Consider the following 25,158-nt stretch of genomic DNA (forward strand, 5'->3'; position numbering starts at 1 on the left):
AGCTGGAGGGATTCTAATGGCGAAGAAAATATTAGTATCATGCGGAACGGCAGTTGCAACATCAACGGTTGTGGCTAAAAAGGTAGAAGAGACATTAAAGGAAAAAGGATATGATGTCGTGGTGGAACAATGTAAGGCATCTGAAGTCCCGCAAAAAGCAGAGGGTGCTGATTTAATTGTGACGACAACGCCTGTTAGTGATACAAAAGGAACGCCTGTGATTCAAACATTATCCTTTTTAACTGGATTTGGTATTGAAGATGATATCGAGAAAATCATAGAGCATATCAAGTAGAGGGCTATTTTCTGAGGGAGCTTTCGCGGCTCCTTCTAGTGATTTGAAAGGAGGAAGTCTCATGCAGCATCATGCTTATAGCCGAACGTCTGCAGTGTTGTCTATTTTTCTTCCGGCTGTGCTCATCTGTCTGTTTTTTCTCTGGTCTCTTTATACGTTATGGTCAGCAGGACCTGAGCCGTTAGCTGTGCTGGGCGTTTATACACTGCCGATTCTCATGCTGTCTAGTATCACAGGACTGAACCAGCCGACAAATGTCGTCATTAGTGAAGATCAACTGAAGATAGGGGCTTTTGGCAGATGGCACACATATGCAGTGTCTGATATTAAAGGAAAGCTTTTTTTAAAGCCATATCCTCATATTGGGAAAGTCTATGTCAGGGTGGGACCAGCCCGGATATTCGGAGGGCGCTACTGGATATCAAGTGAGATGAGTGAGTATAAGCAGCTTGTTCAAACGTTACAGGATTTTGCGACGGGTGATGAAAAGGAGGATGCCGCTACATGAAATCAGCTGTCTTTTATTCTTCAGAGGACATTCGGTATGAGGAGCGGAACCGGCCAGCCATCGGTGATGATGAAGTTCTGTTAAAGCTACGAGCCTGCGGCTTATGCGGAACGGATATTTATAAAGCAACGCATGAGACAGTACCTCCTGGGACCGTGCTGGGACATGAAATCGCTGGTGATATTGTCGAGACCGGCAAGCGGGTGACAAATGTCCAGACCGGAGACAGGGTCTATGTGGCGCATCATGTGCCTTGTTTCACCTGTGACTTTTGTCAAAAGGGGTTTTATACGATGTGTCCGCAGTTTACAGCCACAAATGTAGAGCCAGGCGGGTTTTCAGAATATATCCGTATACCTGCTTTGCATGTCAAGCACACGATGGGCAAGCTTCCTAAAGACGTATCGTATGAGCAAGGAGCGATGGTTGAACCGGTTGCCTGCTGCCTGCACGGGTTTGAACGAGCACCTGTTCATCCAGGAGATTCCGTCTTGATCCTTGGAGCGGGGCAAATTGGCTGTATTCAATTGCAAATTGCCAAATATTATTTAGCTGGAAAAGTGATGATAACAGATGTGAATGAGAACAGGCTGCTGCGTGCGAGAAGTTTAGGTGCAGATGCCGCTTTTCATCCAGCAGCTGAACCAGTGGAAAACCGGGTGATGAAAGAAACAAATGGAAAGGGAGCAGACCTCGTTATTATTTCTGTTGGAAGCAGTGCGCTTTTAAAAGAGGCGTTTCAGGCTGTAGCGCGAGGCGGGACAATTTTGGTATTTGCTCATTTTCCAAAGGGAGATGTGGCCATTCCTGCTGAACGATTTTTCAATGATGAAGTGAAGGTAGTAGGTGCCTATTCATCGCATCCATATCATTATCGTGAAGCTCTTGAGCTTCTGAAAGCAAAAGTGGTCAACACTGAAAAGATGGTGACGCACCGTTATCCGTTAAGCCAGCTGTTTCAGGCGATAGAATGCGCAAGGAATCCTGAGGGTGAGAGCGTCAAAATCATGATGTATCCAGATGAATGAGTGTAGGAGATTAAAAGAGAAAGAGAAGTTCTTTGGAAAAGGGCTTTGCCTTTCTCTTTTTTTCTGACAAAAGATGAAAACGCTTAAAAATGAGAGAGAATTGCTTGACTTCGTTGACACTTAAACGTATGATAATTACAAATGTAACATACAAGAACAAATGTAAAGGGGAGAGAAGAAATGCAAAAACAAATCACTTTGCCTGAACAGATTAGTCATGAGAAGTTAGCAGATTTATATAAACAAATGTGGTTAGTGAGATATTTTGATGAAAAGGTCGATCAATTCTTTGCAAAAGGACTTATCCATGGCACCACTCATTTATGTGTTGGACAGGAAGCGTCAGCTGTTGGATCGATTGCCGTGTTAAAGGATAAAGATAAGATCGTCAGCACACACCGAGGACATGGTCACTGTATTGCAAAAGGGGCCGAGGTCAATAAAATGATGGCTGAATTGTTTGGACGTGAAACCGGTTATTGTAAAGGAAAAGGCGGCTCCATGCATATCGCGGACTTAGAAAAAGGAAATCTTGGGGCAAATGGAATCGTTGGCGGCGGTATCCCGCTGGCAACAGGTGCAGCGCTCACATCTAAAATGAAGCAGGAAGGCTTTGTTGTTCTTTGTTTCTTCGGAGATGGTGCCACAAATGAAGGCAGCTTCCATGAAGCTTTAAACCTCGCATCCATTTGGGATTTACCGGTTGTGTTTATTTGTGAAAACAACCAGTACGGTATGTCTGGTCCTGTGAAAGAAATGATCAACATTGAAGATATTTCAACAAGAGCAGAAAGCTATGGAATGCCAGGGAAAACAGTTGATGGAAATGACATGGTTGAAATTATGAACACAGTTGATGAAGCAGTCAACCGTGCGAGAGCGGGAGAAGGCCCATCACTTATTGAAATGAAAACGTACCGCTGGAAGGGTCACTCTAAGAGTGATGCGAAAAAATACCGTACACGTGAAGAAGAGACAGAGTGGAGACAAAAAGACGGCATCAAACGCTTTAAGTCTCTCTTGATTGAACTGAATGTTTTGACAGAAGAGCAGGCAGCAAGCTTACAGGAAGAAGCGAAGCAGGAAATTGAAGCGTCTGTAGAATTCGCCAAAAACAGTAAAGAACCGTCAATCGACACACTATTAGAGGATGTATACGCCTAATTAGGAGGGGAATCACGTGACAAAAACAACAGTGAGAGAGATTTCATATTTAGAAGCCGTTCGAGAGGCTATGAGTCAGGAAATGAGAGAAAACCAAGATGTCTTCATTTTAGGTGAAGATATTGGCGTATATGGAGGTGCTTTTGGGGTCACGCGCGGCATGATTGAAGAATTCGGGCCAGAGCGCGTTCGCAATACACCTATCTCAGAGGCTGCCATCGCAGGTGGGGCAGTCGGAGCGGCTTTAACAGGTATGCGTCCGATTTTAGAACTTCAATTCTCTGACTTTATTACAATCGCAATGGATCAGCTTGTGAACCAAGCAGCCAAAACACGATACATGTTTGGCGGAAAAGGGAAGGTGCCGCTCGTTGTAAGAACACCAGCAGGATCAGGAACAGGTGCAGCGGCGCAGCACTCCCAAAGCTTAGAAGCGTGGATGGCACATATTCCAGGACTCAAAGTGGTTCAGCCTTCAACAGCCTATGATGCAAAAGGTCTTTTAAAAGCAGCGATGGATGATGACAACCCTGTCATTTTCTACGAGCACAAGCTTTTATATAAAACAATCGGTGAAGTGCCTGAAGAGCAATATTCAATTCCTCTAGGAAAAGCAGATGTGAAAAGAAGCGGGAAGGACGTCACGATTGTAGCAACAGCGATTATGGTACACAAAGCGTTAGAGGCGGCGAAGGAACTAGAAGCAGAGGGAATCGATGTTGAAATCATTGACCCAAGAACACTTGTCCCATTAGATGAAGAAACGATTATCGAATCTGTGAAGAAAACAGGTAAATGTATCGTGGTTCATGAAGCGGTAAAACGAGGCGGCTATGGCGGAGAGATTGCAAGTATGATAGCGGAAAGTGAAGCCTTTGACTACTTAGATGCCCCAATTAAACGACTTGGCGGTCTTGCGGTTCCAATACCATACAATCCGACGTTGGAAAAAGCGGTCATTCCACAAGTTCCAGATATTATTGAAGCAGCAAAAGAGCTTGTGCGCTCTTAAGTAAAGGGGAGAAGATCATGCCAAAAGAGATATTTATGCCGAAGCTAAGCAGTACGATGGAAGTCGGCACCTTGCTTCAATGGTTTAAAGAAGAAGGAGATTCGGTTGAAATCGGTGAGCCTCTTTTTGAAATTATGACAGACAAGATCAATATCGAAGTGGAAGCCTATGATGATGGTATTTTTCTAAAGAAATATTATGAAGCCGATGATCAAATTCCAGTCAATGCTGTCATTGGATACATCGGAGAGGCAAATGAACAAGTGCCAAGCGAACCGCCAGCACAATCAGATGAAGATTCATCCGGCAGCAGCGAATCGGCTTCATCAGACACGGCTTCATCCAGTTCTACTGAAGCCCCAAAAACACCTAATGAAAAAGTGCGTGCCACTCCTGCGGCGAGAAAAACGGCAAAGGATCATCATGTAGCGATTCATGAGGTATCTGGTACAGGACCTAAAGGCAGAGTTCAAAAGCGGGACGTCGAGGCGGCTGTCCACTCTAATGAGAAAGATCAGCGCGTGTCACCTCTAGCAGAGAAAGTGGCTGCTCGTGAAGGAATCGATTTAGCGAATGTTGCTGGATCTGGTGCGCACGGAAAAATTATGAAGAGTGATGTAACGGCAGCAGCTGTAAAAACAGCTGAGTCTTCTCCAGTGAAAACACAAAAACTAGCTGGCATGAGAAAAGTGATTGCTGATCGCATGTCACAAAGTGCCTTTACAGCACCGCACGTGACATTAACAAGTGAAATCGATATGACAAAAGCAAAAGAAGTACGCAAACAGCTATTGCCAGCGATTGAAAAAGAGACAGGCTACAGACTGTCGTTCACAGAAATTATCATTCATGCGGTTAGCAATGTACTCACGAGCCACCCGCATATCAATATGACGTTTGAACAAAATGAGCTCCATTTCCATGATGATGTGCACATTGGTCTCGCTGTCGCTGTAAAAGATGGCTTAATGGTTCCAGTCATTTCTCATGCGAACCAAAAAGGATTAAAACAGCTGACAAAAGAGGCGAAAGAAATCGGCCGAAATGCACGTGACCAAAAACTGCTGCCAGACCAGCTGAAAGGGTCCACTTTTACCATTAGTAACTTAGGTATGTATGCCATTGATACCTTTACCCCGATTATTAATCAGCCAGAAGTGGCGATCTTAGGCGTTGGGCGCATTCAAGAAAAACCTGTTGTGGTAGATGGAGAAATTCAGGTGCGGCCGATGATGGGCGTTAGTTTATCGTTTGATCACCGAGTGGTAGATGGCGCACCAGCGGCTGCCTTTTTAACAGACCTTAAAAAAGTGCTTGAACAACCATTTGAATTGCTAATGTAGGAGATGAATCGGATGACGAAAACGTATGATCTGACAGTCATTGGCGGAGGGCCTGGCGGATATACTGCCGCCCTTCAAGCAGCTGAGCGTGGACGGAAGGTCGCATTGATTGAAGAGGATTTTCTTGGCGGTACTTGTTTAAATCGGGGCTGCATTCCTTCAAAGACACTGCTCAAACATGCAGAAGTCATTGAATCAATTGAGAAGGCGAAAAGCTGGGGAATTGAAACAGGTGATTTGGTCCTTTCCTTCGATAAAATGAGAAAGCGCAAAGATGACGTCATTGAAAAGCTCAGAGGCGGAATTGCCTTTTTATTAAAGCAAGGAAAGATTGATGTATATAACGGCAGAGGTACAGCTGTGACAAGACACCAGATTGAGATTGAAAAACAAGACGGTTCAGAATCGATTGAAACGAAAGAGCTCATGATTGCCACTGGATCTTCACCTGCCATTCCGCCAATACTGGGCCTTAAAGACATTCAATTTGACACAAGTGATACGATCTTTGACATCCCAGATATTCCTGCTTCTGTCGTCATCATTGGCGGCGGTGTCATTGGACTTGAGCTGGCTTGTATCTTCCAGAGCCTTCAATCAAAAGTCACGATTATTGAAGCAGCTCCGTCCATTATTCCGCAAGAGGACGAGGAAGCATCTAAGCTGCTAGAAAGAGAATTAAAGAAAAAAGGCATCCATATCGCGAAGAAAACCACTGTGACAGAGGTAACGGAAAGCGAAGGGGTCAAAGCGGTTCATGCATCAGACGATAAAGGGGAGACGCATATCTTTACGGCTGAAAGACTGCTTGTTTGTGTAGGAAGAAGACCTACTGTTTCTGCTGTCAGCCAGCTTGATCTTCAGCTGGATGGTCCTTTTATCAAGGTGAACGACAAGATGCAGACAAGCGTTGAAGGTGTCTATGCAGTTGGGGATGTTGCGGGCGGCTATCAACTGGCTCATGCAGCGATGGCAGAGGCCGCTGTTGCGGTCAGTAATATTTGCGGTGTGTCTGAAAAAATGAATGCTGATATCATGCCTAGATGTATTTATACATTACCAGAGGTAGCAAGTGTCGGTCTGACTGAGAAAGAGGCAAAAGCCAAAGGACTTGACGTGCGGGCAGAACGATTTGATTTAGCGGCAAGCGGTAAAGCACTAGCGGCAGGTGAGCAAACAGGCTTTATTAAATTGGTATACGATACAGCCTATGGTGAAGTGATTGGCGCGACGATGGTTGGCCCGCACGTCACAGAAATGATTTCAGAAGCTTCCTCCTTTATGTACTTAGAAGGAACAGCAGAAGAGATGGCGAAAATGATTCACCCGCATCCGACCATCTCAGAAGGTTTTTATGAAGCAGCACTTGATATCGTGAGTAAGCTGAGAAAATAATGGCCAAACAAGGGATAGGGAGGAGATACGTGTGCACGTCCAGCTTCATCAGAAAGCGGCACTTGTGACAGGTAGCACAGATGGATTTGGAGAAGCCATCTGCCTGGCTTTAGCCCGGGCAGGTGCACATGTTTTTTTACACACGTTTCATGATGAATCAAAGGCTAAAACCATTCGTGAAGACATTCAAAAAATGGGCGGTCAAGCGAGTATTATTCAGAACCCGCTGGAAACGCCACGTGATGCGACACGGATGCTGAGGCAAGTGATTGATACATGCGGTAAACTGGATATTCTGGTCAATCAAGCAGAGCAAGGAGCGTGCGCAGAGCTTGATGACGTGAGCCCTGATGGATGGGTAGATGAAGTGGAATCGGCTGTGAATACCGTCTTTCTTTCCAGTCAGGCTGCCGTATGGCATATGGTTGATCAGAAGCAAGGCTGCATCATTAATATATCGTCATCAGGCAGTATCACAGGAGATGGCGGGATCTCGCATGCTACTTCGAATTCTATGCTGAATGCCATGACAAAAGGGTTAGCGAGAGAATTTAAAGACAAAGGCATTCGGGTGCTTGCGCTGCTGCCTCCGCCTCTCGATTTGGTTCCTGATACAGAGCAAATCAAGGAGACTGTGGCCCATATGACGGTGTTCCTCAGTACATCCTATGGTGCATTTACAGATGGCGTGGCGATTATGCTTGATGGGGGTGAGAGCGCTGGCTAATGATCAAAAACCAGTTCTCATCGTTGGCGGAGCACAAGGGATCGGAAAAGAAATAGCTGAGCGTTTTTTAAAAGAAGGACAGCCAGTTGCTGTGTCAGATATAGATGAAAAGGGACTTTCGCTCTTAAAGACACAGTATCCTCAGCTGCTTATATTTCAAGCTGACGTTTCATCGTGGGAAAGTGTTCAGCAAATGATATCAGCAGCTGAAAGGGAGCTGGGCGGTATTGCTCATCTTGTGTATTCAGCAGGAATGACAAAATCTCTGCCTTTTTTAGAAGTCGATTTTTCACTTTGGAAAAAGACACTGGCTGTGAACTTATATGGTCTTTACTATTGCATCAAAGCGTTGGCACCCTATATGTGTGAGCGGCAGGAAGGCAGTGTTGTCATTATTGGATCGGGATCGGCCATCACCGGCTCAGGCGGCGGTATTCAATATTATGCATCAAAAGCAGGTGCTTTTGGATTGATGCGATCGCTCGTAAAGGAACTAGGCTCCCATCATATACGCATCAATGTGATTGCTCCCCGCGTGATTGAATCTCAAATGCTTGATACACTCTATCCGACTGTTGAGGAGAAACGGCAGCTGCAATCACTCATTCCCATCGGAAGGTTAGGAAAGCCTGAGGATATTGCAGGACTCACTTTATTTCTCACACGTGATGAGGGGAGTTATTTGCACGGACAAATTATCCTGTTAGACGGTGGGAGAACATATCAGCCGAAATATACTGAGGGAAAAAGAGCGGAGAGTTAATCGCTCTTTTTTCATTTTCATAACAATTGTTCCAATTGGAAACGAATGTTTGATATACTGGTAAGTATAGTATATTAAAAGGATGATGTCACATGCTGAATTGGGAAGAAAGACGACAGCTCGTCAAAGTTGCTCATCTTTATTATACAGACGGGTGGACGCAGCAAGAAATTGCAAAAAAGCTCAATGTCTCAAGACCAGTCATTTCAAAGCTCTTACAAAAAGCAAAAGATGTGGGAATCGTTGAAGTGTACATTAAAGATGAAAGCATTCATACAGTGGAACTTGAGAAGCAGCTGGAAACAACCTTTCGATTAACAGATGCGGTCGTTGTCCCAAGTGTTGGGACAATGTCTGAGATGGTGAAGCGGGCAGTCGGTCAAGCAGGTGCCTATTATTTGTCTAAAAACATGAAAAATGCGGAGAAAATCGGGATTTCATGGGGGACAACGCTTGCTGAGCTTGTCAAAGAATATCCGTTTGAACGAAGAAACGATGTGAAGGTCATTCCTTTAGAGGGCGGAATGGGCAGGCAGGCAGTCGATATTCATGCTAATCAGCTGGCATATGAGCTGGCAAAGAAAATGAACGGCACGTGTTCCTATTTATACGCCCCTGCGATTTTAGAAACAGAAGAATTAAAAGAACGGCTTATGGCGATGCAGGACATAGAAGCTGTGCTTGAAGAAGGCAGAAATGTGGATATTGCCCTCATCGGTATTGGCAACCCGCATAAAGGGTCGACTTTAAAAACAGTCGGTTATTTAAAAGAAGAGGATTTATCTGGTTTAAGGCAATCAGGCGCTGTTGGTGATATTGGTTTTCGTTTCTTTGATGGAGAAGGAAAGCCTGTCCAAGATGAACTGAATCAAAAGGTCATAGGCTTATCGCTGGAACAATTAAAGAGCGTCAAAACGGTCATCGCTGTTGTAGAAGGAACCCATAAAGCTGAAAGTATTTTAGGGGCTTTAAATGGCGGCTTCATCCAAGTACTGGTGACAGACGAACTAACGGCGGCAGCCATTTTAAAGGAAGCATCCGTGCAATAAAAGGCTTGCAGCGTTCGAATGGTATAACAAGAGCAACATCAAACGAGAAAGGAGCTGTGTATCTTGAAGAAAACCGAAATGGAAGCAAACCTACATTGTACTCGGTGCCAAGAAGAGACCCTCCACAGCATCGTTTATGTGAATGATCAGATGAAAAGCGTTGAGTGTACAGAGTGTCATCAAAAGATCAGTGTGCAAGTCGACATCATGAAGGAATTTTACAAAGAAGTATATGAGAAAATAGCGACAAAGCCAAAGCGGATCACGCAGGAATATAAGTCGAACCTGAATGGATTTATCTCAAGGCTCCCAATCCGCGTGCTTAGTAAGCCATACCGGCTCATGAGATATTTAAACGAATCATACAAAGTAATCAAACAATATAAAAAATAAAGCAGAGCACTGTTTAGTGCTCTGCTTTATTTTGTATTTTTTTCATATAATAATAAATAGGCAGTCCAGCCATCCCGATCAGCATGGAGATCAGGCAGCTTTTCCAATCGGTGATCATGGTGCTGATTAAGACGAATAATGAACCGATAATCGCAATGATTGGTGTCAGCGGGTAAAGTGGTACACTGTACGCACGCTTCATTCCGCTGTTTTGTTTTCTCAGCTTAAAGACGGCGAAAAAGGCCATGACATAAAAGATGTAGATCATGAAAATCGATACTTCAGACAGCTTCTCGGGATTACTGACGATCATAAACACAATGGCGATCAAAATTTGCACAAATACAGCGATCCAAGGTGTTTTAAACGTTGGGTGAATACGGGAAATCGCGTTGGCGAAAGGAATCTGCTTTCGTTCTGCCATCGCAAAAATCACACGTGGGAATGAAAGAACCTTTCCGTTCAAACAGCCAAAGATGCTGATGATGATCCCAATACTAATGATTTTCCCGCCAATTGGTCCAAAGAGCATGGTAGCAGCAGTGCTCGTCGCATTTTCACCTAGCTGGACGATTTGATCAGCTGGCAGCACGTGCAAAAGTGCGACATTAATAAAGAGATAACAAGCCGTCACAATTAAAATTCCGCCTGCCATCGCGCGAGGAAGCAGTTTCTCAGGGTTTTTCATTTCTCCACCAAGCGCAGCAAGTAAAATCCAGCCATCATAAGCAAATAACGTAGCCAAAATCGCTGCACCGAAGTTCATTTGAGCGATGCTGTCGTTGACAGCCATGAAGATGTTTTCGTTACCCTTCCATATGCCAAACACAATAATAGCGGCAATCGGGACAAGCTTTCCAATAGTGGTCAGCCCCTGAACAAATCCGCCATATTTTGTTCCCATGATGTTGATGATACATAAAAATAAAACGGTGATAATGCCGATCGTTGTAGACCATAAAGTCGAAAGCGAAAATAAATTGGCTAATAATGAACCAAAATAAAGACCAAGTGCACCAATGATGGCGGGTCCGTAAATAATAATCTGCACCCAGCCGCATAAGTAGCCCCAAAATTCACCATACACTTCTTCAAGATAGGCGTATAAACCACCGGTTCTCGGGATTTGTGTACCAATTTCAGCGACAGTCAGTCCGCCTGCAAGGGTTAAGATTCCACCTAACAGCCAAGCGAATAATGCGATGTCTGAGCTCCCTGAATAGGAAAGGACGTTGCCTGGCTTCATAAAGACGCCTGACCCGATAATGGTCCCGATGACAAGAGATAGGGCGAAAAATAAGCCGATGTCTTGTTTTAACGCTGGTTGTTCTTTGTTCATTACACACGACCTCCTGCATCACTTTCGTACGTTACTGTGACATGTATTTTGTTCATTGTAATACGATTTTAGGAAAACAAGAATTAAAAAAATTTTCTGATTTTCGTATTTGTGATTGAAAGTGTTCATTTATTGGAGATATTAGGGTGAATGTTGTTTTAAAAACGAACAATTAAAGTTTATTTTTGATTTAATGTTAATTTAATGACCGGAAACCGAGCATCCAGTAAACGTGCGATCAAATGGTTGACTTTTCTTGAAAAATGAACTATTTTATTCATAAGGATATTATCTCGAATTCAAGATATTTTAAAATAGGAGTGAAAATAATGAAAATCAATGGGATTCACCACGTATCTGCGTTAACAGCCAATGCTCAGAAAAATGTTGATTTCTACCGCCAAATCCTTGGCTTAAAACTTGTAAAAAAAACAGTCAATCAGGATGACCCGTCTATGTACCACTTATTTTATGGAGATGAGGTCGCTTCACCAGGAACGGAGCTAACATTCTTTGAAATTCCAATGCTTGCCCGCCGTTTGGAAGGGACAAATGCGATCACAAGCACAGGCCTTCTCGTTTCTTCTGAAGAAGCACTCACGTTTTGGGAAAAGCGGTTTGAAGATAAAGGCGTGCAGCAAGAAACAGCTTCCTTGAGAGGCGGAAGACCTGCTTTGCGTTTTAAAGACCCAGAAGGGCAGCAGCTGTTTTTAACAGTAGAACCGAACGCACAAGAGGAAGGCTCACCGCCAGTGCATGACGATATTCCGGCAGAGTTTGCGATTAGAGGTTTAGGTCCAGTTGAATTAACCGTTGCAGAAGCCGACAAAACGATCCGTGTTTTAACGGACATCCTTGGATTCACTGAAAGAGCCCGTGAACAATCAAATGATGGTGAGATCGTGACCATTTTTGAGTCAGGAAATGGCGGCGCTGGAACAGAAATTCATGTGATCGAAAAAACAGAAGGGCCTTCTGAGCGTTCGGGAAGAGGAAGTGTGCATCACGTCGCATTTCGCGTGAAGGATGCAGAGGAGCTTGAAAAATGGTATGAAAAAATATCAAAAGCAGGCTTCACAAACTCTGGTGTTGTGGAACGCTTCTATTTTAAAGCTCTTTACTTTAGAGAGCCAAATGGTATTTTATTTGAAATTTCAACAGATGGTCCTGGATTTACAGTCGATGAAGGGGTGGATGTACTTGGCGATCAATTAGCCCTTCCACCATTCCTAGAGCATAAACGAGCAGAAATTGAAAAAAGATTAACGCCAATTCAATCGTCATAAAAAAAACAGCTCATAACTGAGCTGTTTTTTCATTAGGAACTGACTTGCTTAGATTCAGATTGTGTTAATGTGACCTGTTTCGTTTCTTGTTTTCCGTTTCGAATGAGGGTGATGCTTACAGTGTCTCCTACTTTTGCATTCGTGTATAGCTCATGACGTAATTCGCTACCAGTTTTGATTTGTTTCCCATTGATGGCGGTAATGACATCCTCTGACTTTAAGCCTGCTTTGGCGGCAGGTGAGCCAGCGGCGATTTCTTTGACATACACGCCTTGATCGAGCTGACTGCTTTTAAGTCCGAGTGTTTCTTTCTGATACACATCTGGAACTTGTTCGAGATCCAGCATGCTGATGCCGATATATGGACGTTCAATTTTTCCTTTTGCGAGAAGCTGATCAGCGATTGGTTTGACATCATTGATTGGCAGCGCGAACCCAATGCCTTCCACACCTGTTTCAGAGATTTTCATACTCGTGATCCCCACAACCTTTCCGTCTGTCGTCAGAAGCGGGCCGCCGCTGTTACCTGGGTTAATGGCTGCATCTGTTTGAATGACATTAATGCTGCTTTCGCCTGCTGATGTGTTCATAGAGACTGTTCGGTCGACACCGCTGACAATTCCTTGTGTCACCGTTCTTGAAAGATCTTCACCAAGCGGGTTTCCGATTGCGATGACAGTTTCTCCAGCACGCAGTGAGGAGGAATTGCCTAATGCCGCAACCTTTGTCACATGACTGCTGCTAATTTCCACAACGGCTAAGTCAGTGAGCGGATCAGCTCCGACCAGTTTTCCTTCAATGGTTTTGCCATCATGTAAGGATACAGTTAGTTTATTTGCCCCTTCAATGACGTGGTTGTTTGTTAAGATATAGGCTTTATTGCCTGATTTTTTGAAAATCACTCCTGAGCCTGTACCGGTTTTTTCCTCTTGACTGCTTTTGTTTTGCTGTGATTCATCGAAAGGGTTACTGAAATCGCCAAAGCTCGTGTCTGTTTGAGTTTGTGCTTGGTAGTTTGTAATGCCGACAATTGCTGGTGATACATTTTCGACCATGCTGGAAATGCTGTTTGATGAATTTGATGTTTGGACGGCTGTTGTTTTTGACGAATTCGTGTGATTTGTCGATACTGCTTCTGTTTTCGCTGCCGAATCATTTGCAGTGCTGTCTGATGAATGCTGAGCATACGGCGTAAGAACGTAGACACCTAACGCTAATATACCGCCCACAACACCGCTGACGAATGGTTTAAACCAGCCATTTGGCTTCTTCTGTTTTTGAGGTTGTTCAATAGTTTCTTTGTCATCTTTGTGAGTCATCCGAATCACTCTCTTTCATTGATTTTTTCATGTATGTGTTCAAGGTGTTTTACCGTATGTGGTGGTGACTGATTTTATCGTAAGAAAAAAGTGTGGGATAAAAATGAAAACATTGTGGGAAATTGTTAAAATAAGTAGTGAATCTTAGCAAATAGAGGAGTTTAAACTGTGGAGACAATCGGAATTATTGGATATGGAAGTATGGCTGATATGATGGTGCAAAAGTGGCTTGAAAATGGGATACTTGATGCTCATCAAATCATGATCCATACAAGAAGTGAAACGGAACGCCTGCATCAGCTTAAAGAAAAGCACCAAGAAATCAACATTTGTTCATTAGACGAACTTTCTGCGTCATGTGATACATTGTTTGTCTGCGTGCCGCCGCTTGCTGTATTAGATGTTCTAGATCAGCTACCATCTAAAGCGAAAGCGGTACATATTGTGTCAGTAGCAGCAGCTGTGACATTAGAAAAGTTACAAGCACATACAACACAGCCAGTGTCTAGATACATCCCAACACTCACGTCAGCTGTTGGCACAGGCGTATCCCTTGTTGCACATGGTGTAGCCGCAGGGCGTGAGAACAAAGAACGTTTACACCGTCTGCTTTCAGCTTTTAGCATCGTCAGGGAGGTAGAGGAAGACCGGTTTGATGCGGCAAGCAATTTGACAAGCTCATCTCCTGGTTTTATTGCTGCTCTGTTTGAAGAAATGGCGAAAGCCGCTGTGAGAAATAGTGATCTTTCCTTAGAGGAAGCGAATGAGTTTTTAACGTATGCCCTTTTAGGGACAGGCCAGATCCTTGTAGAACGAGGTCTCACCTTTGCTGAAACTGTCGATAGAGTGGCGACAAAAGGGGGAATTACAGGAGAAGGTGCTGAGGTCATTCAACAGCAGGCACCTCAGATGTTTGATGATTTATTTACACAAACCATGAAGAAATATGAACAGCTGAAATCGCAGATTAATGAAGCGGATAAACACCACTAAAGACATAGTTAGTGGTGTTTTATTTGTTAAAAAAATCCTTTCTGAAATAGTCTTTTGACCTGTATTATCTGAGTCTAAATTCCTTATTTTCAGACATTGTATTGAAAAATCAATCAAGTTCTCATATAATTTTTTAGAAAATTTAGAAAAATATACACAAATTTTATGTTTAATTAAAGGGGGATGGGAATGAAGCTCTATCTATCTGTCGATATGGAGGGAATTACTGGTCTAGCTGATCATACATTTGTTGATTCACGCCAGCATAACTATGAGCGGGGCAGACGCATTATGACAGGTGAAGTGAACGCCTGTGTAGAGGCGCTTATCCAGCATGGTGCCACCGACATTTTGGTGAATGACAGTCATTCTAAAATGAATAATCTTTTGATCGAAGAACTGCATGAAGAGGTAGTTCTCATATCAGGTGATGTAAAGCCTTATTCAATGGTGCAAGGGTTGGATCAAACCTATGATGCAGCTGTTTTTTTAGGCTATCATGCAAGAGCATCAATGAAAGGTGTGATGTCGCACAGTATGATTTTTGGGGTCAGACATTTTTACATAAATGATCATCCAATTGGTGAAATGGGCTTTAATGCGTATGTTGCAGGCTACTATGGTGTTCCAGTGATTCTTGTTTGCGGGGATGATCAAGCAGCACTAGAGGCAGAAAAGCTGATGCCTGGTGTGAAAACAGTAGCGGTGAAAGAGACCATCTCAAGATCTGCTGTGAAATGCTTACCTCCTGCCAAAGTCAATAAACAAATCTCGCAGCAAGTGGAAGCCGCGATGAAACAGATTGATCAAATGAAGCCGCTGACGCCTCCTGATCAGCCGCTGCTTAAGATTGAGTTTGCCAACTATGGACAAGCTGAATGGGCGAATTTAATGCCGGGTACTGCCATCATAGAAGGAACAACAATGGTAACGTACCAAGCAGAGAATATATTAGAAGCCTATCAAGCGATGCTTGTCATGACAGAGCTTGCCGCACGTACAACATTTTGTTAAGCGAGGGGGAGACAGTAGATGGCCAGCTTTTTGCTCAAGCGTTTTATTGCGATGATTGCCACGATCTTAACGATTACGACTTTAACGTTTATTTTAATGAAGGTCATCCCAGGATCGCCTTTCAATGAAGAACGAAATACAAACGAAACCGTCCAGCGAAACCTCGAAAGCTACTATCACTTAGACGAACCACTCTATGTTCAATATGTCATCTATTTAAAATCCATTGTTACCTTTGATTTTGGTCCTTCCATTAAAAAGCCTTCTGAAAGTGTCAATGATCTATTGGCGAGAGGCTTCCCAGTCTCATTAGAACTTGGTCTTATCTCAATATTGATTGCTGTCATCTCTGGCATTCTGCTAGGGGTCATGGCTGCCCTCCGGCATAATGGTTTGATTGATTACATCGCTATGACCATTGCTGTTTTCGGTATATCCATTCCAAACTTTATCTTTGCTACCTTATTAATTCAGCAGCTTGCTGTCAATTTGAAGCTCTTTCCTACAGCGATGTGGACAAGTCCAATGCATATGGTGCTGCCTACAATCGCCCTTGCTGTCGGGCCAATGGCCATTATCGCCAGGTTAACGAGATCGAGCATGATTGAAGTGCTGTCGCAAGACTATATCCGTACCGCCAAAGCAAAAGGACTTTCTCCCTTAAAAATTGTATTTAAGCATGCGCTTCGGAATGCACTTTTACCCGTTGTGACCATTCTTGGAACACTTGTCGCAAGTATTTTAACAGGAAGTTTTGTCATTGAAAAAATATTTGCCATTCCTGGAATGGGAAAATACTTTGTCGAGAGCATTAACAACCGTGATTATCCTGTCATCATGGGAACCACTGTTTTTTACAGCATTATTTTAATCACACTTCTCTTCATTGTTGATGTGGCGTATCGTCTCCTTGATCCGAGGATTCAGCTGCATCAGAAAGGAGGAAAGGCATGAGTATACACCTTCAGCATGATCCACCGAACAGGCATCCTGAAGTCCCGGACGAATGGTTTTCTCCTCGAGAGCAAAAGAAAACGGAAGCCCATGCCATTAAAAGACCCTCTCTTTCCTATTGGGCTGATACATGGAGGCGGCTGAAGCAAAATAAGCTTGCGATGTTTAGTCTATCGGTCCTGATTTTTCTTTTTGTCATGGCAATCTTAGGCCCATTGCTTGCGCCAAATAGTGTGACAGAGCAGCGTCTTTCGATGCAAAATCTGCCGCCCTCTGCTGCTCACTGGTTCGGAACAGATGAGCTTGGGCGAGATGTGTTTACACGTACTTGGTACGGAGCACGCATTTCGTTATTTGTGGGTGTCATGGCAGCCCTGATTGATTTTGCCATCGGTGTGATTTATGGGGGCATAGCCGGCTATAAAGGCGGACGCTATGACCATATCATGATGCGGATTGTCGAGGTGCTCTACGGACTTCCTTATTTACTTGTCGTCATTTTATTGATGGTGCTCATGGGACCAGGGCTTGTCACCATTATTGTAGCGCTCACTGTCACCGGATGGATTGGAATGGCAAGAATTGTGAGAGGTCAGGTTCTTCAGCTGAAAGGCCAGGAATATGTCCTTGCCTCAAAAACCTTTGGTGCCAAAAGCCTGCGGATCATTCGCCGCAACCTTCTGCCGAATACGATGGGGCCGATTATCGTCCAGATGACCCTGACTGTGCCGACCGCGATATTTGCTGAAGCGTTCCTAAGCTTTCTCGGTTTAGGTATTCAAGCGCCGTTTGCAAGCTGGGGCGTGATGGCTAATGATGCTTTGCCGACTGTGCTGTCAGACAATGGACATTGGTGGCGTTTATTTTTCCCGGCATTTTTTATTTCACTCACGATGTTTTGCTTTAACAATTTAGGTGATGGCTTGCAAGATGCGCTTGATCCAAAGATGAAGAGGTGATGGTGCTGTGAAAAAAGTTCTGCAAATTATCAATCTGCACGTCAGCTTTCGGACATACGGCGGTTCAGTTCAAGCAGTGCGCGGAGTGAATGTCGATGTTTATGAAAAAGAAACCTTAGCCATTGTAGGAGAATCAGGCTGCGGAAAAAGTGTGACATCACAAAGTATTATGAGGCTTCTGCCTGCATACAGCGCGCATGTTGATCAGGGAGAAATCTGGTTTCAAGACCGCAACTTGCTGTCATTATCTGAAAAAGAAATGCGCGCCATAAGAGGTGTCGATATCTCGATGATCTTCCAAGATCCGATGACGGCACTCAACCCAACCTTGACAATAGGAGATCAGCTGATGGAAGCAGCGAAGGAACATCAAAAGCTGACGAAAAAAGAAGTGAAAGAAGCCGCCGTACAGATGCTTGATTTGGTTGGTATTCCGCAGCCGAAGGAGAGATTAAAGCAATACCCGCACCAATTCAGCGGGGGAATGAGGCAGCGGCTTATGATTGCAATGGCACTGATTTGTGAGCCAAAGGTGCTGATCGCAGATGAACCGACGACCGCGCTGGATGTGACCATACAGGCACAAATTTTAGAACTGTTTAAAGAGATTCAGAGGAAAACAGGTGTCACCATTATTTTAATCACACACGACTTAGGGGTCGTAGCCCAAGTTGCTGACCGGGTAGCGGTCATGTACGGAGGGAAAATGGTTGAAGTAGGAACAAGGCGAGATATTTTTTACAGTCCGCAGCATCCTTATACTAAAGGGCTTCTGCAATCCGTTCCAAGACTTGATATGAAAGATGAACTGATTCCGATTGAGGGAAGCCCGCCTGATTTATTTGCTCCGCCAAAGGGCTGTCCGTATACCGATCGCTGCCCGGTGGCCATGAAAGTGTGTGATCATATCATGCCGCATGAAACGCAGCGGTCACCTACTCATACAGTGCATTGCTGGCTCCAGGATGAGCGAGCGAACCAAGCGATTTTATCTTCAACACAAAGGGGGAGTTTTTGATGAGGAAAAAAGGGTGGATCATCAGTGTTTGTTTGTTCATCATCATGCTGCTCGCAGGATGTACAGCGAATGAGCAAGCAGGTAAAGGATCATCAAGTAACAAGGGTGAAAAGAAAATATTAACCTTAAATAACGAAAACGAACCGACGTCATTTGACCCGCCGATTGGTTTTAATAATGTATCGTGGCAAGGGCTGAATAACTTAATGGAAGGATTAACGAGACTGAATGAAAAGCACGAACCATCTCCTGCAATGGCTGAAAAATGGGAGATTTCAGAGGATGGAAAAACGTACACGTTTCATTTAAGAGATGGTATCAAGTGGTCGAATGGTGATCCAGTGAAAGCGAGTGATTTTGAATATGCGTGGAAGCGTCTGCTCGATCCGAAAACAGGCTCCTCTGCATCGTTCTTAGCTTACATGATTGAAGGCGGAGAGGCATTTAACAGCGGAAAGGGAAAGAAAGAGGACGTAAAAGTCAGTGCTGAAAATGACAAAACGCTAAAAGTCACACTGGCATACCCGCAGAAGTCATTCTTAAATATGACCGCAAACCCTGCCTTTTTCCCTGTTAATGAGAAGGTAGCTGAGAAGGACCCAAATTGGGCAAAGGATGCCAAAACTTTTGTTGGGAATGGACCGTTTCAGCTGACAGAATGGAAGCATGATGAGAGCTTCACTATGGAAAAAAGTGAGACATATTGGGACAAAAAATCAGTTAAGCTGGACCAGGTGAAGTGGCTGATGATCAGTGATCGCAACACTGATTATCAAATGTATCAATCGGGAGATTTAGATACTGCCTTCGTCCCAGCAGAACAAAGTGAAAATTTGCTGAAAAATAAAGATGTGCACATTGAAGATCAGGCAGGACTGTTCTTTTATCGTCTGAATGTGAACATGGAACCTTTTCAAAATAAGAACATTCGCAAAGCCTTTCAAATGGCGACCAATCCGCAAGATATCGTGGATTATGTAACAAAGAATAAAGAGAAGCCTGCCCGCGCCTTCGTTTCACCGGGAATTCTAGATTCAAAGGGTGAAGATTTCAGAGAAGCTGGCGGCGATCTTGTCAAACAAGATACGAGTGAAGCTGCGAAGCTATTAGAAAAAGGGCTGAAAGAAGAGAACTATTCGAAGCTGCCGCCCGTCACATTAACATATAGCACAAAGCCTGAGAACAAGAAAAAAGCTGAAGCCATCCAGCAGCAATTAAAAGAAGCGCTGGGTGTAGATGTGAAGCTTGCAAACATGGAAGCCAATGTATTTGCAGAAGATCAAAAGGCGCTGAAATTCCAATTCTCGCAAAGTTCATTTTTAGCAGACTATGCAGATCCGATCAATTTCCTAGAGAGCTTCCAAACAGGGAATGCGATGAACCGGACGGGATGGTCAAACGACACCTATGATCAGCTGATTAAAAAGGCGAGCCAGGAAGCAGATGAACAAAAGAGAAATAGCACCCTTCATGAGGCAGAGGCACTTCTCATGGAAGAAGCACCGATCATTCCAATTCATTTTTATAACCAAGTCCATTTACAAAAAGAGGGCGTGAAGGGGATTGTCCGCCATCCTGTTGGGTATATCGATTTGAAATGGGCGCAAGTAGATGGAGAGTAATTGAAGGGAATGAGGAACACGGACGCTTTGAACAAAAGCGTCTGTTCCTTTATTCGTTCATGTTATGGAGAAGATGCCCATAGATTGAAAGAAACAAAGAGAAAGAGGGGATTGGCATGAACCAGCTGCCAGCGGCACTTCAAACAGGGGATACGGTGGGGATTATTGCACCAGCAAGCCCGCCTGATGAATTGAAATTAGCAAAAGGAATTGCCTTTTTAGAAAGCCTCGGGCTGAAGGTGAAAAAAGGGAAGTTTCTCGATTCTCGGTACGGGTATTTAGCGGGGCGTGATCATGAAAGAGTGGAAGATCTTCATGGCATGTTTCAAGATCCAGAAGTCAAAGCAGTTATTTGTGCTTGCGGAGGGTACGGAACTGGAAGACTTGCGGAAGCCATTGACTATGATCTCATTCGCCGGAATCCGAAAATCTTTTGGGGTTATAGTGACATTACGTTTTTACATACGGCCATCCAGCAGCAGACCGGCCTTGTGACCTTTCATGGACCAATGCTTTCTTCTGATGTAGGACTTAAAGAGGTTCATCCGTATACGAAGGATACCTTTTTGCAGCTGTTCACGCCGAAGGCCTTTACGTATACGCATCACTTGTCACCTCTTCATACCTTCTACCCTGGCACCGCTTCAGGTGACATCATAGGAGGGAATCTTGCCCTCATCGTGACAACACTTGGTACACCTTTTGAAATTGATACGAAGGGAAAGCTGTTGTTCATTGAAGATATTGACGAAGAGCCGTATAAAATCGATCGCATGATGCAGCACCTCACCTCTGCTGGAAAATTGGATGATGCGGCTGGATTTATCATTGGAGATTTTCATCAATGTGAACCAAAAAAGAAAGACCAATCCTTAACCTTGGAACAGCTGTGGGAAACCTATATTGTGTCGCAAAAGAAACCTGCACTCGGCGGCTTTCGGATCGGTCATTCATCACCGAACTTTGCCATTCCAATGGGCGTGCAGGCTGCACTAGATGCGGCGGGGAAAAAACTGCACATTTCTCCAGGCGTCGCAGCGAAAGAGGCGATCAAATGAAAATCGTCGATGTTCGTACATGCAGAACGAGTGTACCGCTAAAAAAGCCTTTCAAAACCGCTTTAAGAACGGTGTATGACGCAGCATCTCTGATCGTCATCATCATATATGATCAAGGTGACGTCAGCTACGGAGAGGCAGTTCCCACGTCAGTGATTACAGGAGAAACGCTGGAAAGCATCGACTATGCCATCTGTGAAGTGATCAGACCCATTTTGCTCGGGGCTTCCTTGGTAGAGTATGAACAAATCTTTTCTGCTATGAACCGTGTGCTCGCAAGCAACACAAGCGCAAAGGCAGCAATCGATATGGCCATTTATGATGGGTTAGCAAAGCAGGCAGGACTTCCGCTTTATCAATACCTTGGCGGATATCGTCATCAGCTCGAAACCGACTATACGGTCAGTGTAAACCGTCCGCTCGAGATGGCAGAAGATGCGAAACAATACGCAGCCGAAGGCTTTCAGACGTTAAAGGTGAAAGTGGGGAAAGATGACATACACACGGATATTCAGAGGATCAAGCGGATTCGAGAAAAAATCGGGCCGGACATTCAGATCAGGCTCGACGCAAACCAAGGATGGACGTGGAAGGAAGCGATCACAGCCATTCGAAAAATGGAAGCACTGAATATTGAATTAGTAGAACAGCCAGTGCCGAAAGAAGATATCGAAGGTCTGCGCCGAGTGACAGAAGCAACTGATACATTGATTATGGCGGACGAAAGCATTTTTAGTTTTCATGATGCAATCAAGGTGCTTGAAACGAGAAGCTGTGATCTCATCAACTTAAAACTAATGAAATCCGGCGGCATAAAAGAAGCACTAAAAATCAATGCACTCGCTGAAGCTTACGGTGTTCATTGCATGGTTGGCAGTATGATTGAGTCAAAGCTTGGCATTACAGCAGCGGCACATTTCGCCGCAAGTCAGCCAAATATCACCCGCTGCGATTTTGATGCCCCGCTTATGCTGAAAGAAGACATGATAGACGGAGGAATCGTGTACAAAGGAAAAGACATATTTTTACCGATCGATCATGGGTTAGGCATTCAAGGGGTGAAAGGAGTCTCGTGATGATATATGAATCGAAGGTTCCAGTCGCTAACGTATGGACAGCGCCGCAGTCTCCGAGAGAAATCGATCAAAAGGTACTTCAGGACTCCATCAATATCAAAGAGTGGATTGACCAGCAAACATATGAAGAAAAGTTGGCTTTATGTGAAGAAAATTTGATTCAATCTCAAGTACTGCTCGGCGGGCGAGTGATTGGATTAGAAGAGATAGATGGCTGGATGAAAGTTGTCATACCGCAGCAGGCCAGCCGGAAACATCCGCAAGGCTATCCAGGCTATATACCTGCTGAGCAATTAATCCAAGTAACAGAGGGAAGTGCGTCAGCAGCATCTCTGATCGTTTGTCAGAAAAAAGCCACGCTCTATCAAAACGGGGAACCCGATATGGAGATTAGTTTTTTAACAGAGCTGGCAGCAGCCAAAGAAACAGATGATCAATTTCAAGTTGTGACCCCAGTAGGTATGAGAGAAATCAACAAAGCGGATGTGCGCCCGGTTTCGCAAGCTTTCTCTGCAACTGGCAAAGATGTCGTAGACGCAGGAAAGCAATTTATTGGTCTTTCGTATTTATGGGGAGGCATGAGCAGTTTTGGATATGATTGTTCAGGGTTTGCTTACAGCATGTACAAAGCATGTGGATATCTTTTACCGAGAGACGCAAGTGACCAAGCAGTTCAGGGAACTCCGGTGACATCAAGCCATTTAGAACCAGGCGACTTGCTGTTTTTTGCAAATGAAAACGGAAAGGGAGCGGTCCGCCATGTAGGGATATACGCTGGGGACGGGAAGATGCTTCATTCGCCTAAAACGGGCAGACAAATTGAGCTTCTTTCCCTTTTTGGTACTTCGTATGAAAAGGAATGGGCAGGTGCAAGGCGGTATTTACCAAGCTAGAGGAGGAGCGATCATGACAGTTGAACCACTTTTACAAGTAAACAACCTCAAAAAACATTTTCACCTATCAAAAGGGAGAACGTTAAAAGCGCTGGATGGTGTCTCTTTTCAGCTGAAACAAGGTGAAACCTTTGGTCTCGTTGGTGAATCTGGCTGCGGCAAATCCACACTTGGGAAAGTGCTCATGCGTCTTTATGAACCAACAGATGGTGAAGCCTTATATGAAGGGAAAAGTCTTCACCACCTTTCTAAAAAAGAATCATTTGATTTCAACCGGCAAATGCAAATGGTCTTTCAAGATCCGTATTCCTCCTTAAATCCGAGGCTGTCAGTAAAAGATATTATGCTGGAGCCAATGGAGATTCATCAGCTTTATGGCAGTCAAAAGAAAAGGATTGCCCGCGTAAAAGAACTGCTCGAAGCGGTAGGGTTAAGCTATGATTTTGCCACCCGCTATCCGCACGAATTTAGCGGAGGACAGAGGCAGAGAATCGGCATTGCAAGAGCACTTGCGTTAGCGCCAAAGTTTATTGTGGCAGATGAGCCGATTTCTGCATTAGACGTCTCCGTTCAAGCGCAGGTCGTGAATCTGCTGAAGAAACTGCAAAAAGACGAAGGATTAACTTTTCTTTTTATCGCACATGACTTGTCGATGGTGAAATATATTAGCGACCGAATCGGTGTCATGTATTTAGGCCATCTCGTTGAATTGACGACGAGTGATGCATTATATCAAACACCGCTTCACCCATATACACAAGCCTTACTGTCTGCCATCCCCATTCCAGATCCTGACGTAGAGGACAAGCGCAAAAGGTTTATTCTAAAAGGAGAAATTCCAAGTCCAGTGAACCCGCCAAGCGGCTGTGTATTTCGAACAAGATGTCCTGCCGCGATGGATGTGTGTGCTGAAAAAAAGCCAGTATTACAAGCAGTGGAAGAAGGACATGAAGTCGCCTGTCATTTATATAATAGAAAATAGGACAAGCCAGATAAAAAGCCAGCAAGTAGACAAGCTGTTCTACACGCTGGCTTTTTTAATAGATGAACGCCGAATAGGTAATGTGCAGCATCTGAACGAGCCGCCAGATTTAATAATTTCAGAAAAGTCCACTTCAATAACGGTGTACCCGTGAGCGATTAATGCAGCATTTGTTTCTTGGTTGCTTGGCAAGCTGATCACTTTTTTCTGCCCAATGGATAAAACATTTGGTCCAAGTGTGAATTGCTCTTGTTCACTGATTTCAACAAAATGATAATACGTTTTGAGCAGCTGGAGATCCTTTTGCTTGAACGCTTCAGGATAAATGAATATCTCGTCATGAGACAGAATATTCATCACACAATCGAGATGCAAAATGTGAGGAGGAAGGTGAATTGGAATGATGTCGTGATCCGGCAGTTCCTTTTTGAGCTGGTAGATAGCGGCTGGACTAGTTCTTTTGCTCGTGCCAACAAACACACGGTTCTGATCCACAAGCACATCGCCGCCTTCAATCGTTCCGTCTGTCAAGGTGACAGCTGATAACCCGTTTGCCTGTGCCCACTCTTTTAGACATTGTTCTTCCCCTTGCCGAACCGGAGCGGCCATCTTTGAAACAAACAGTGTATGTCCAATCGTAAACCCAATATCCCGAGTGAAGACTTGCTCAGGGAAGCGGTCATTCGCTGGGAGCAGGATGGGCCGTACTTGATGATCTTTAAGTGTTTGGATCAATTGCTTATGCTGAGCGACTGCTTTCATTTGAGAAATATTTTCTTTCGCAAAATGTTTCTGTGTTTCGTTGATAATTTGTTTGATTTCCATATAAATAGGACTGCATAAAAGAACTTCTTCTAAATCGTCGTATTCACTCATGCATTGCGGCATTTTGTATAATTGCTCTGCTCTCATCGAATCCATCAAATGGCCTCCTTGTTCGTTCATAGTTCTATTATTCCTTCTTCTTG

At 44.1% G+C, this 25,158-nt stretch carries 25 protein-coding genes; 22 read left to right on the forward strand and 3 right to left on the reverse strand.

All coding sequences use genetic code 11. The annotated features are described in order from the left end of the window. Window positions 1-16: 16 nt before the first annotated feature. From C9414_RS09630 to C9414_RS09680, 11 genes are all read left to right on the forward strand, one after another. The gene (locus C9414_RS09630) at window positions 17-295 is read left to right on the forward strand and encodes a PTS sugar transporter subunit IIB (protein ID WP_047203576.1); all 279 of its coding nucleotides are present in this window, start codon (window positions 17-19) and stop codon (window positions 293-295) included. A gap of 61 nt (window positions 296-356) precedes the next feature. After that, a complete protein-coding gene (locus tag C9414_RS09635) occupies window positions 357-803 on the forward strand; it encodes a hypothetical protein (protein WP_039177951.1) in 447 nt (148 codons plus the stop codon). Continuing rightward, complete coding sequence (locus C9414_RS09640) at window positions 800-1,831, forward strand: alcohol dehydrogenase catalytic domain-containing protein (RefSeq protein WP_107163531.1); 1,032 nt, start codon at window positions 800-802, stop codon at window positions 1,829-1,831. Before C9414_RS09635 ends, C9414_RS09640 begins: the two co-directional genes overlap by 4 nt. 180 nt (window positions 1,832-2,011) lie before the next feature. Beyond that, window positions 2,012-2,995: a pyruvate dehydrogenase (acetyl-transferring) E1 component subunit alpha gene (pdhA, locus tag C9414_RS09645; RefSeq protein WP_047203574.1), complete on the forward strand. Its 984-nt coding sequence runs from the start codon at window positions 2,012-2,014 to the stop codon at window positions 2,993-2,995. Window positions 2,996-3,026: 31 nt separating this feature from the next. Next, window positions 3,027-4,007: an alpha-ketoacid dehydrogenase subunit beta gene (locus tag C9414_RS09650; protein ID WP_034281944.1), complete on the forward strand. Its 981-nt coding sequence runs from the start codon at window positions 3,027-3,029 to the stop codon at window positions 4,005-4,007. 17 nt (window positions 4,008-4,024) lie between these two features. Further along, window positions 4,025-5,350, forward strand: coding sequence for a dihydrolipoamide acetyltransferase family protein (locus C9414_RS09655; RefSeq protein ID WP_107163532.1), 1,326 nt, complete (start codon window positions 4,025-4,027; stop codon window positions 5,348-5,350). Between the two features lie 12 nt (window positions 5,351-5,362). Further along, the gene (lpdA, locus tag C9414_RS09660; protein WP_107163533.1) at window positions 5,363-6,745 is read left to right on the forward strand and encodes a dihydrolipoyl dehydrogenase; all 1,383 of its coding nucleotides are present in this window, start codon (window positions 5,363-5,365) and stop codon (window positions 6,743-6,745) included. Window positions 6,746-6,776: 31 nt separating this feature from the next. Beyond that, window positions 6,777-7,472, forward strand: coding sequence for an SDR family NAD(P)-dependent oxidoreductase (locus C9414_RS09665; protein ID WP_064498344.1), 696 nt, complete (start codon window positions 6,777-6,779; stop codon window positions 7,470-7,472). Continuing rightward, window positions 7,450-8,235, forward strand: coding sequence for an SDR family NAD(P)-dependent oxidoreductase (locus tag C9414_RS09670; RefSeq protein ID WP_047203570.1), 786 nt, complete (start codon window positions 7,450-7,452; stop codon window positions 8,233-8,235). The genes C9414_RS09665 and C9414_RS09670 overlap by 23 nt, the downstream gene beginning before the upstream one ends. Window positions 8,236-8,327: 92 nt before the next feature. Next, the gene (locus C9414_RS09675; protein WP_107163534.1) at window positions 8,328-9,284 is read left to right on the forward strand and encodes a sugar-binding transcriptional regulator; all 957 of its coding nucleotides are present in this window, start codon (window positions 8,328-8,330) and stop codon (window positions 9,282-9,284) included. A gap of 63 nt (window positions 9,285-9,347) precedes the next feature. Next, complete coding sequence (locus C9414_RS09680; RefSeq protein ID WP_024426788.1) at window positions 9,348-9,677, forward strand: hypothetical protein; 330 nt, start codon at window positions 9,348-9,350, stop codon at window positions 9,675-9,677. A 13-nt stretch (window positions 9,678-9,690) separates the two neighbouring features. Here the strand turns inward: C9414_RS09680 and C9414_RS09685 are convergent, their stop codons facing one another. Next, entirely contained in the window at window positions 9,691-11,016 is a 1,326-nt protein-coding gene (locus tag C9414_RS09685; RefSeq protein ID WP_107163535.1) for an APC family permease, read from the reverse strand. Between the two features lie 329 nt (window positions 11,017-11,345). Here C9414_RS09685 and C9414_RS09690 point away from each other — a divergent pair, with 329 nt between their 5' ends. Next, a complete protein-coding gene (locus C9414_RS09690; protein WP_107163536.1) occupies window positions 11,346-12,302 on the forward strand; it encodes a ring-cleaving dioxygenase in 957 nt (318 codons plus the stop codon). A 32-nt stretch (window positions 12,303-12,334) separates the two neighbouring features. On the opposite strand, the gene C9414_RS09695 is transcribed toward C9414_RS09690, so the two are convergent. Beyond that, a complete protein-coding gene (locus tag C9414_RS09695; protein ID WP_107163537.1) occupies window positions 12,335-13,621 on the reverse strand; it encodes a S1C family serine protease in 1,287 nt (428 codons plus the stop codon). 168 nt (window positions 13,622-13,789) lie between these two features. Between C9414_RS09695 and proG the strand changes: the two genes are divergently transcribed. The 10 genes from proG (at window position 13,790) to C9414_RS09745 (ending at window position 24,190) form a co-directional block, all read left to right on the forward strand. Next, window positions 13,790-14,614: a pyrroline-5-carboxylate reductase ProG gene (gene proG / locus C9414_RS09700; RefSeq protein ID WP_107163538.1), complete on the forward strand. Its 825-nt coding sequence runs from the start codon at window positions 13,790-13,792 to the stop codon at window positions 14,612-14,614. 189 nt (window positions 14,615-14,803) lie between these two features. After that, window positions 14,804-15,628 (forward strand): M55 family metallopeptidase, encoded by an 825-nt coding sequence (locus C9414_RS09705; protein WP_107163539.1) that lies wholly within the window; start codon window positions 14,804-14,806, stop codon window positions 15,626-15,628. A gap of 18 nt (window positions 15,629-15,646) precedes the next feature. After that, window positions 15,647-16,582 (forward strand): ABC transporter permease, encoded by a 936-nt coding sequence (locus C9414_RS09710; RefSeq protein ID WP_039177974.1) that lies wholly within the window; start codon window positions 15,647-15,649, stop codon window positions 16,580-16,582. Then, the gene (locus C9414_RS09715; RefSeq protein WP_058838943.1) at window positions 16,579-17,541 is read left to right on the forward strand and encodes an ABC transporter permease; all 963 of its coding nucleotides are present in this window, start codon (window positions 16,579-16,581) and stop codon (window positions 17,539-17,541) included. The genes C9414_RS09710 and C9414_RS09715 overlap by 4 nt, the downstream gene beginning before the upstream one ends. Before the next feature lie 7 nt (window positions 17,542-17,548). Beyond that, window positions 17,549-18,559: an ABC transporter ATP-binding protein gene (locus tag C9414_RS09720; protein ID WP_047203040.1), complete on the forward strand. Its 1,011-nt coding sequence runs from the start codon at window positions 17,549-17,551 to the stop codon at window positions 18,557-18,559. Further along, window positions 18,559-20,181 carry a peptide ABC transporter substrate-binding protein gene (locus C9414_RS09725; RefSeq protein WP_107163540.1) on the forward strand — a complete coding sequence of 541 codons (1,623 nt, stop codon included), beginning with the start codon at window positions 18,559-18,561 and terminating at the stop codon, window positions 20,179-20,181. The genes C9414_RS09720 and C9414_RS09725 overlap by 1 nt, the downstream gene beginning before the upstream one ends. A gap of 116 nt (window positions 20,182-20,297) precedes the next feature. Further along, window positions 20,298-21,239, forward strand: coding sequence for a S66 peptidase family protein (locus C9414_RS09730; protein WP_107163541.1), 942 nt, complete (start codon window positions 20,298-20,300; stop codon window positions 21,237-21,239). Next, window positions 21,236-22,315: a mandelate racemase/muconate lactonizing enzyme family protein gene (locus tag C9414_RS09735; RefSeq protein WP_107163542.1), complete on the forward strand. Its 1,080-nt coding sequence runs from the start codon at window positions 21,236-21,238 to the stop codon at window positions 22,313-22,315. The genes C9414_RS09730 and C9414_RS09735 overlap by 4 nt, the downstream gene beginning before the upstream one ends. Next, window positions 22,315-23,208, forward strand: a complete 894-nt coding sequence (locus C9414_RS09740) for a C40 family peptidase (protein ID WP_107163543.1) — start codon at window positions 22,315-22,317, stop codon at window positions 23,206-23,208. The genes C9414_RS09735 and C9414_RS09740 overlap by 1 nt, the downstream gene beginning before the upstream one ends. Window positions 23,209-23,221: 13 nt before the next feature. Beyond that, on the forward strand, window positions 23,222-24,190 hold the full coding sequence (locus C9414_RS09745; RefSeq protein ID WP_039177986.1) for an ABC transporter ATP-binding protein: 969 nt from the start codon (window positions 23,222-23,224) through the stop codon (window positions 24,188-24,190). Window positions 24,191-24,229: 39 nt separating this feature from the next. Here the strand turns inward: C9414_RS09745 and C9414_RS09750 are convergent, their stop codons facing one another. Next, window positions 24,230-25,111 (reverse strand): dimethylarginine dimethylaminohydrolase family protein, encoded by an 882-nt coding sequence (locus C9414_RS09750; protein ID WP_107163544.1) that lies wholly within the window; start codon window positions 25,109-25,111, stop codon window positions 24,230-24,232. Window positions 25,112-25,158: the final 47 nt, after the last annotated feature.

The organism is Bacillus sp. Nf3 (assembly GCF_003028545.1).
In the GTDB taxonomy this organism is placed as follows: Bacteria; Bacillota; Bacilli; order Bacillales; family Bacillaceae; genus Bacillus; species Bacillus safensis.

Excerpts from the sequence above, each read along its gene's own strand:
- C9414_RS09630 (WP_047203576.1), top strand. The coding sequence starts at position 17 with ATGGCGAAGAAAATATTAGTATCATGCGGAACGGCAGTTGCAACATCA.
- C9414_RS09635 (WP_039177951.1), top strand. The coding sequence starts at position 357 with ATGCAGCATCATGCTTATAGCCGAACGTCTGCAGTGTTGTCTATTTTT.
- C9414_RS09640 (WP_107163531.1), top strand. The coding sequence starts at position 800 with ATGAAATCAGCTGTCTTTTATTCTTCAGAGGACATTCGGTATGAGGAG.
- pdhA (WP_047203574.1), top strand. The coding sequence starts at position 2,012 with ATGCAAAAACAAATCACTTTGCCTGAACAGATTAGTCATGAGAAGTTA.
- C9414_RS09655 (WP_107163532.1), top strand. The coding sequence starts at position 4,025 with ATGCCAAAAGAGATATTTATGCCGAAGCTAAGCAGTACGATGGAAGTC.
- lpdA (WP_107163533.1), top strand. The coding sequence starts at position 5,363 with ATGACGAAAACGTATGATCTGACAGTCATTGGCGGAGGGCCTGGCGGA.
- C9414_RS09670 (WP_047203570.1), top strand. The coding sequence starts at position 7,450 with ATGGGGGTGAGAGCGCTGGCTAATGATCAAAAACCAGTTCTCATCGTT.
- C9414_RS09675 (WP_107163534.1), top strand. The coding sequence starts at position 8,328 with ATGCTGAATTGGGAAGAAAGACGACAGCTCGTCAAAGTTGCTCATCTT.
- C9414_RS09685 (WP_107163535.1), bottom strand. The coding sequence starts at position 11,016 with ATGAACAAAGAACAACCAGCGTTAAAACAAGACATCGGCTTATTTTTC.
- C9414_RS09690 (WP_107163536.1), top strand. The coding sequence starts at position 11,346 with ATGAAAATCAATGGGATTCACCACGTATCTGCGTTAACAGCCAATGCT.
- C9414_RS09695 (WP_107163537.1), bottom strand. The coding sequence starts at position 13,621 with ATGACTCACAAAGATGACAAAGAAACTATTGAACAACCTCAAAAACAG.
- C9414_RS09705 (WP_107163539.1), top strand. The coding sequence starts at position 14,804 with ATGAAGCTCTATCTATCTGTCGATATGGAGGGAATTACTGGTCTAGCT.
- C9414_RS09710 (WP_039177974.1), top strand. The coding sequence starts at position 15,647 with ATGGCCAGCTTTTTGCTCAAGCGTTTTATTGCGATGATTGCCACGATC.
- C9414_RS09715 (WP_058838943.1), top strand. The coding sequence starts at position 16,579 with ATGAGTATACACCTTCAGCATGATCCACCGAACAGGCATCCTGAAGTC.
- C9414_RS09725 (WP_107163540.1), top strand. The coding sequence starts at position 18,559 with ATGAGGAAAAAAGGGTGGATCATCAGTGTTTGTTTGTTCATCATCATG.
- C9414_RS09730 (WP_107163541.1), top strand. The coding sequence starts at position 20,298 with ATGAACCAGCTGCCAGCGGCACTTCAAACAGGGGATACGGTGGGGATT.
- C9414_RS09735 (WP_107163542.1), top strand. The coding sequence starts at position 21,236 with ATGAAAATCGTCGATGTTCGTACATGCAGAACGAGTGTACCGCTAAAA.
- C9414_RS09740 (WP_107163543.1), top strand. The coding sequence starts at position 22,315 with ATGATATATGAATCGAAGGTTCCAGTCGCTAACGTATGGACAGCGCCG.
- C9414_RS09745 (WP_039177986.1), top strand. The coding sequence starts at position 23,222 with ATGACAGTTGAACCACTTTTACAAGTAAACAACCTCAAAAAACATTTT.
- C9414_RS09750 (WP_107163544.1), bottom strand. The coding sequence starts at position 25,111 with ATGGATTCGATGAGAGCAGAGCAATTATACAAAATGCCGCAATGCATG.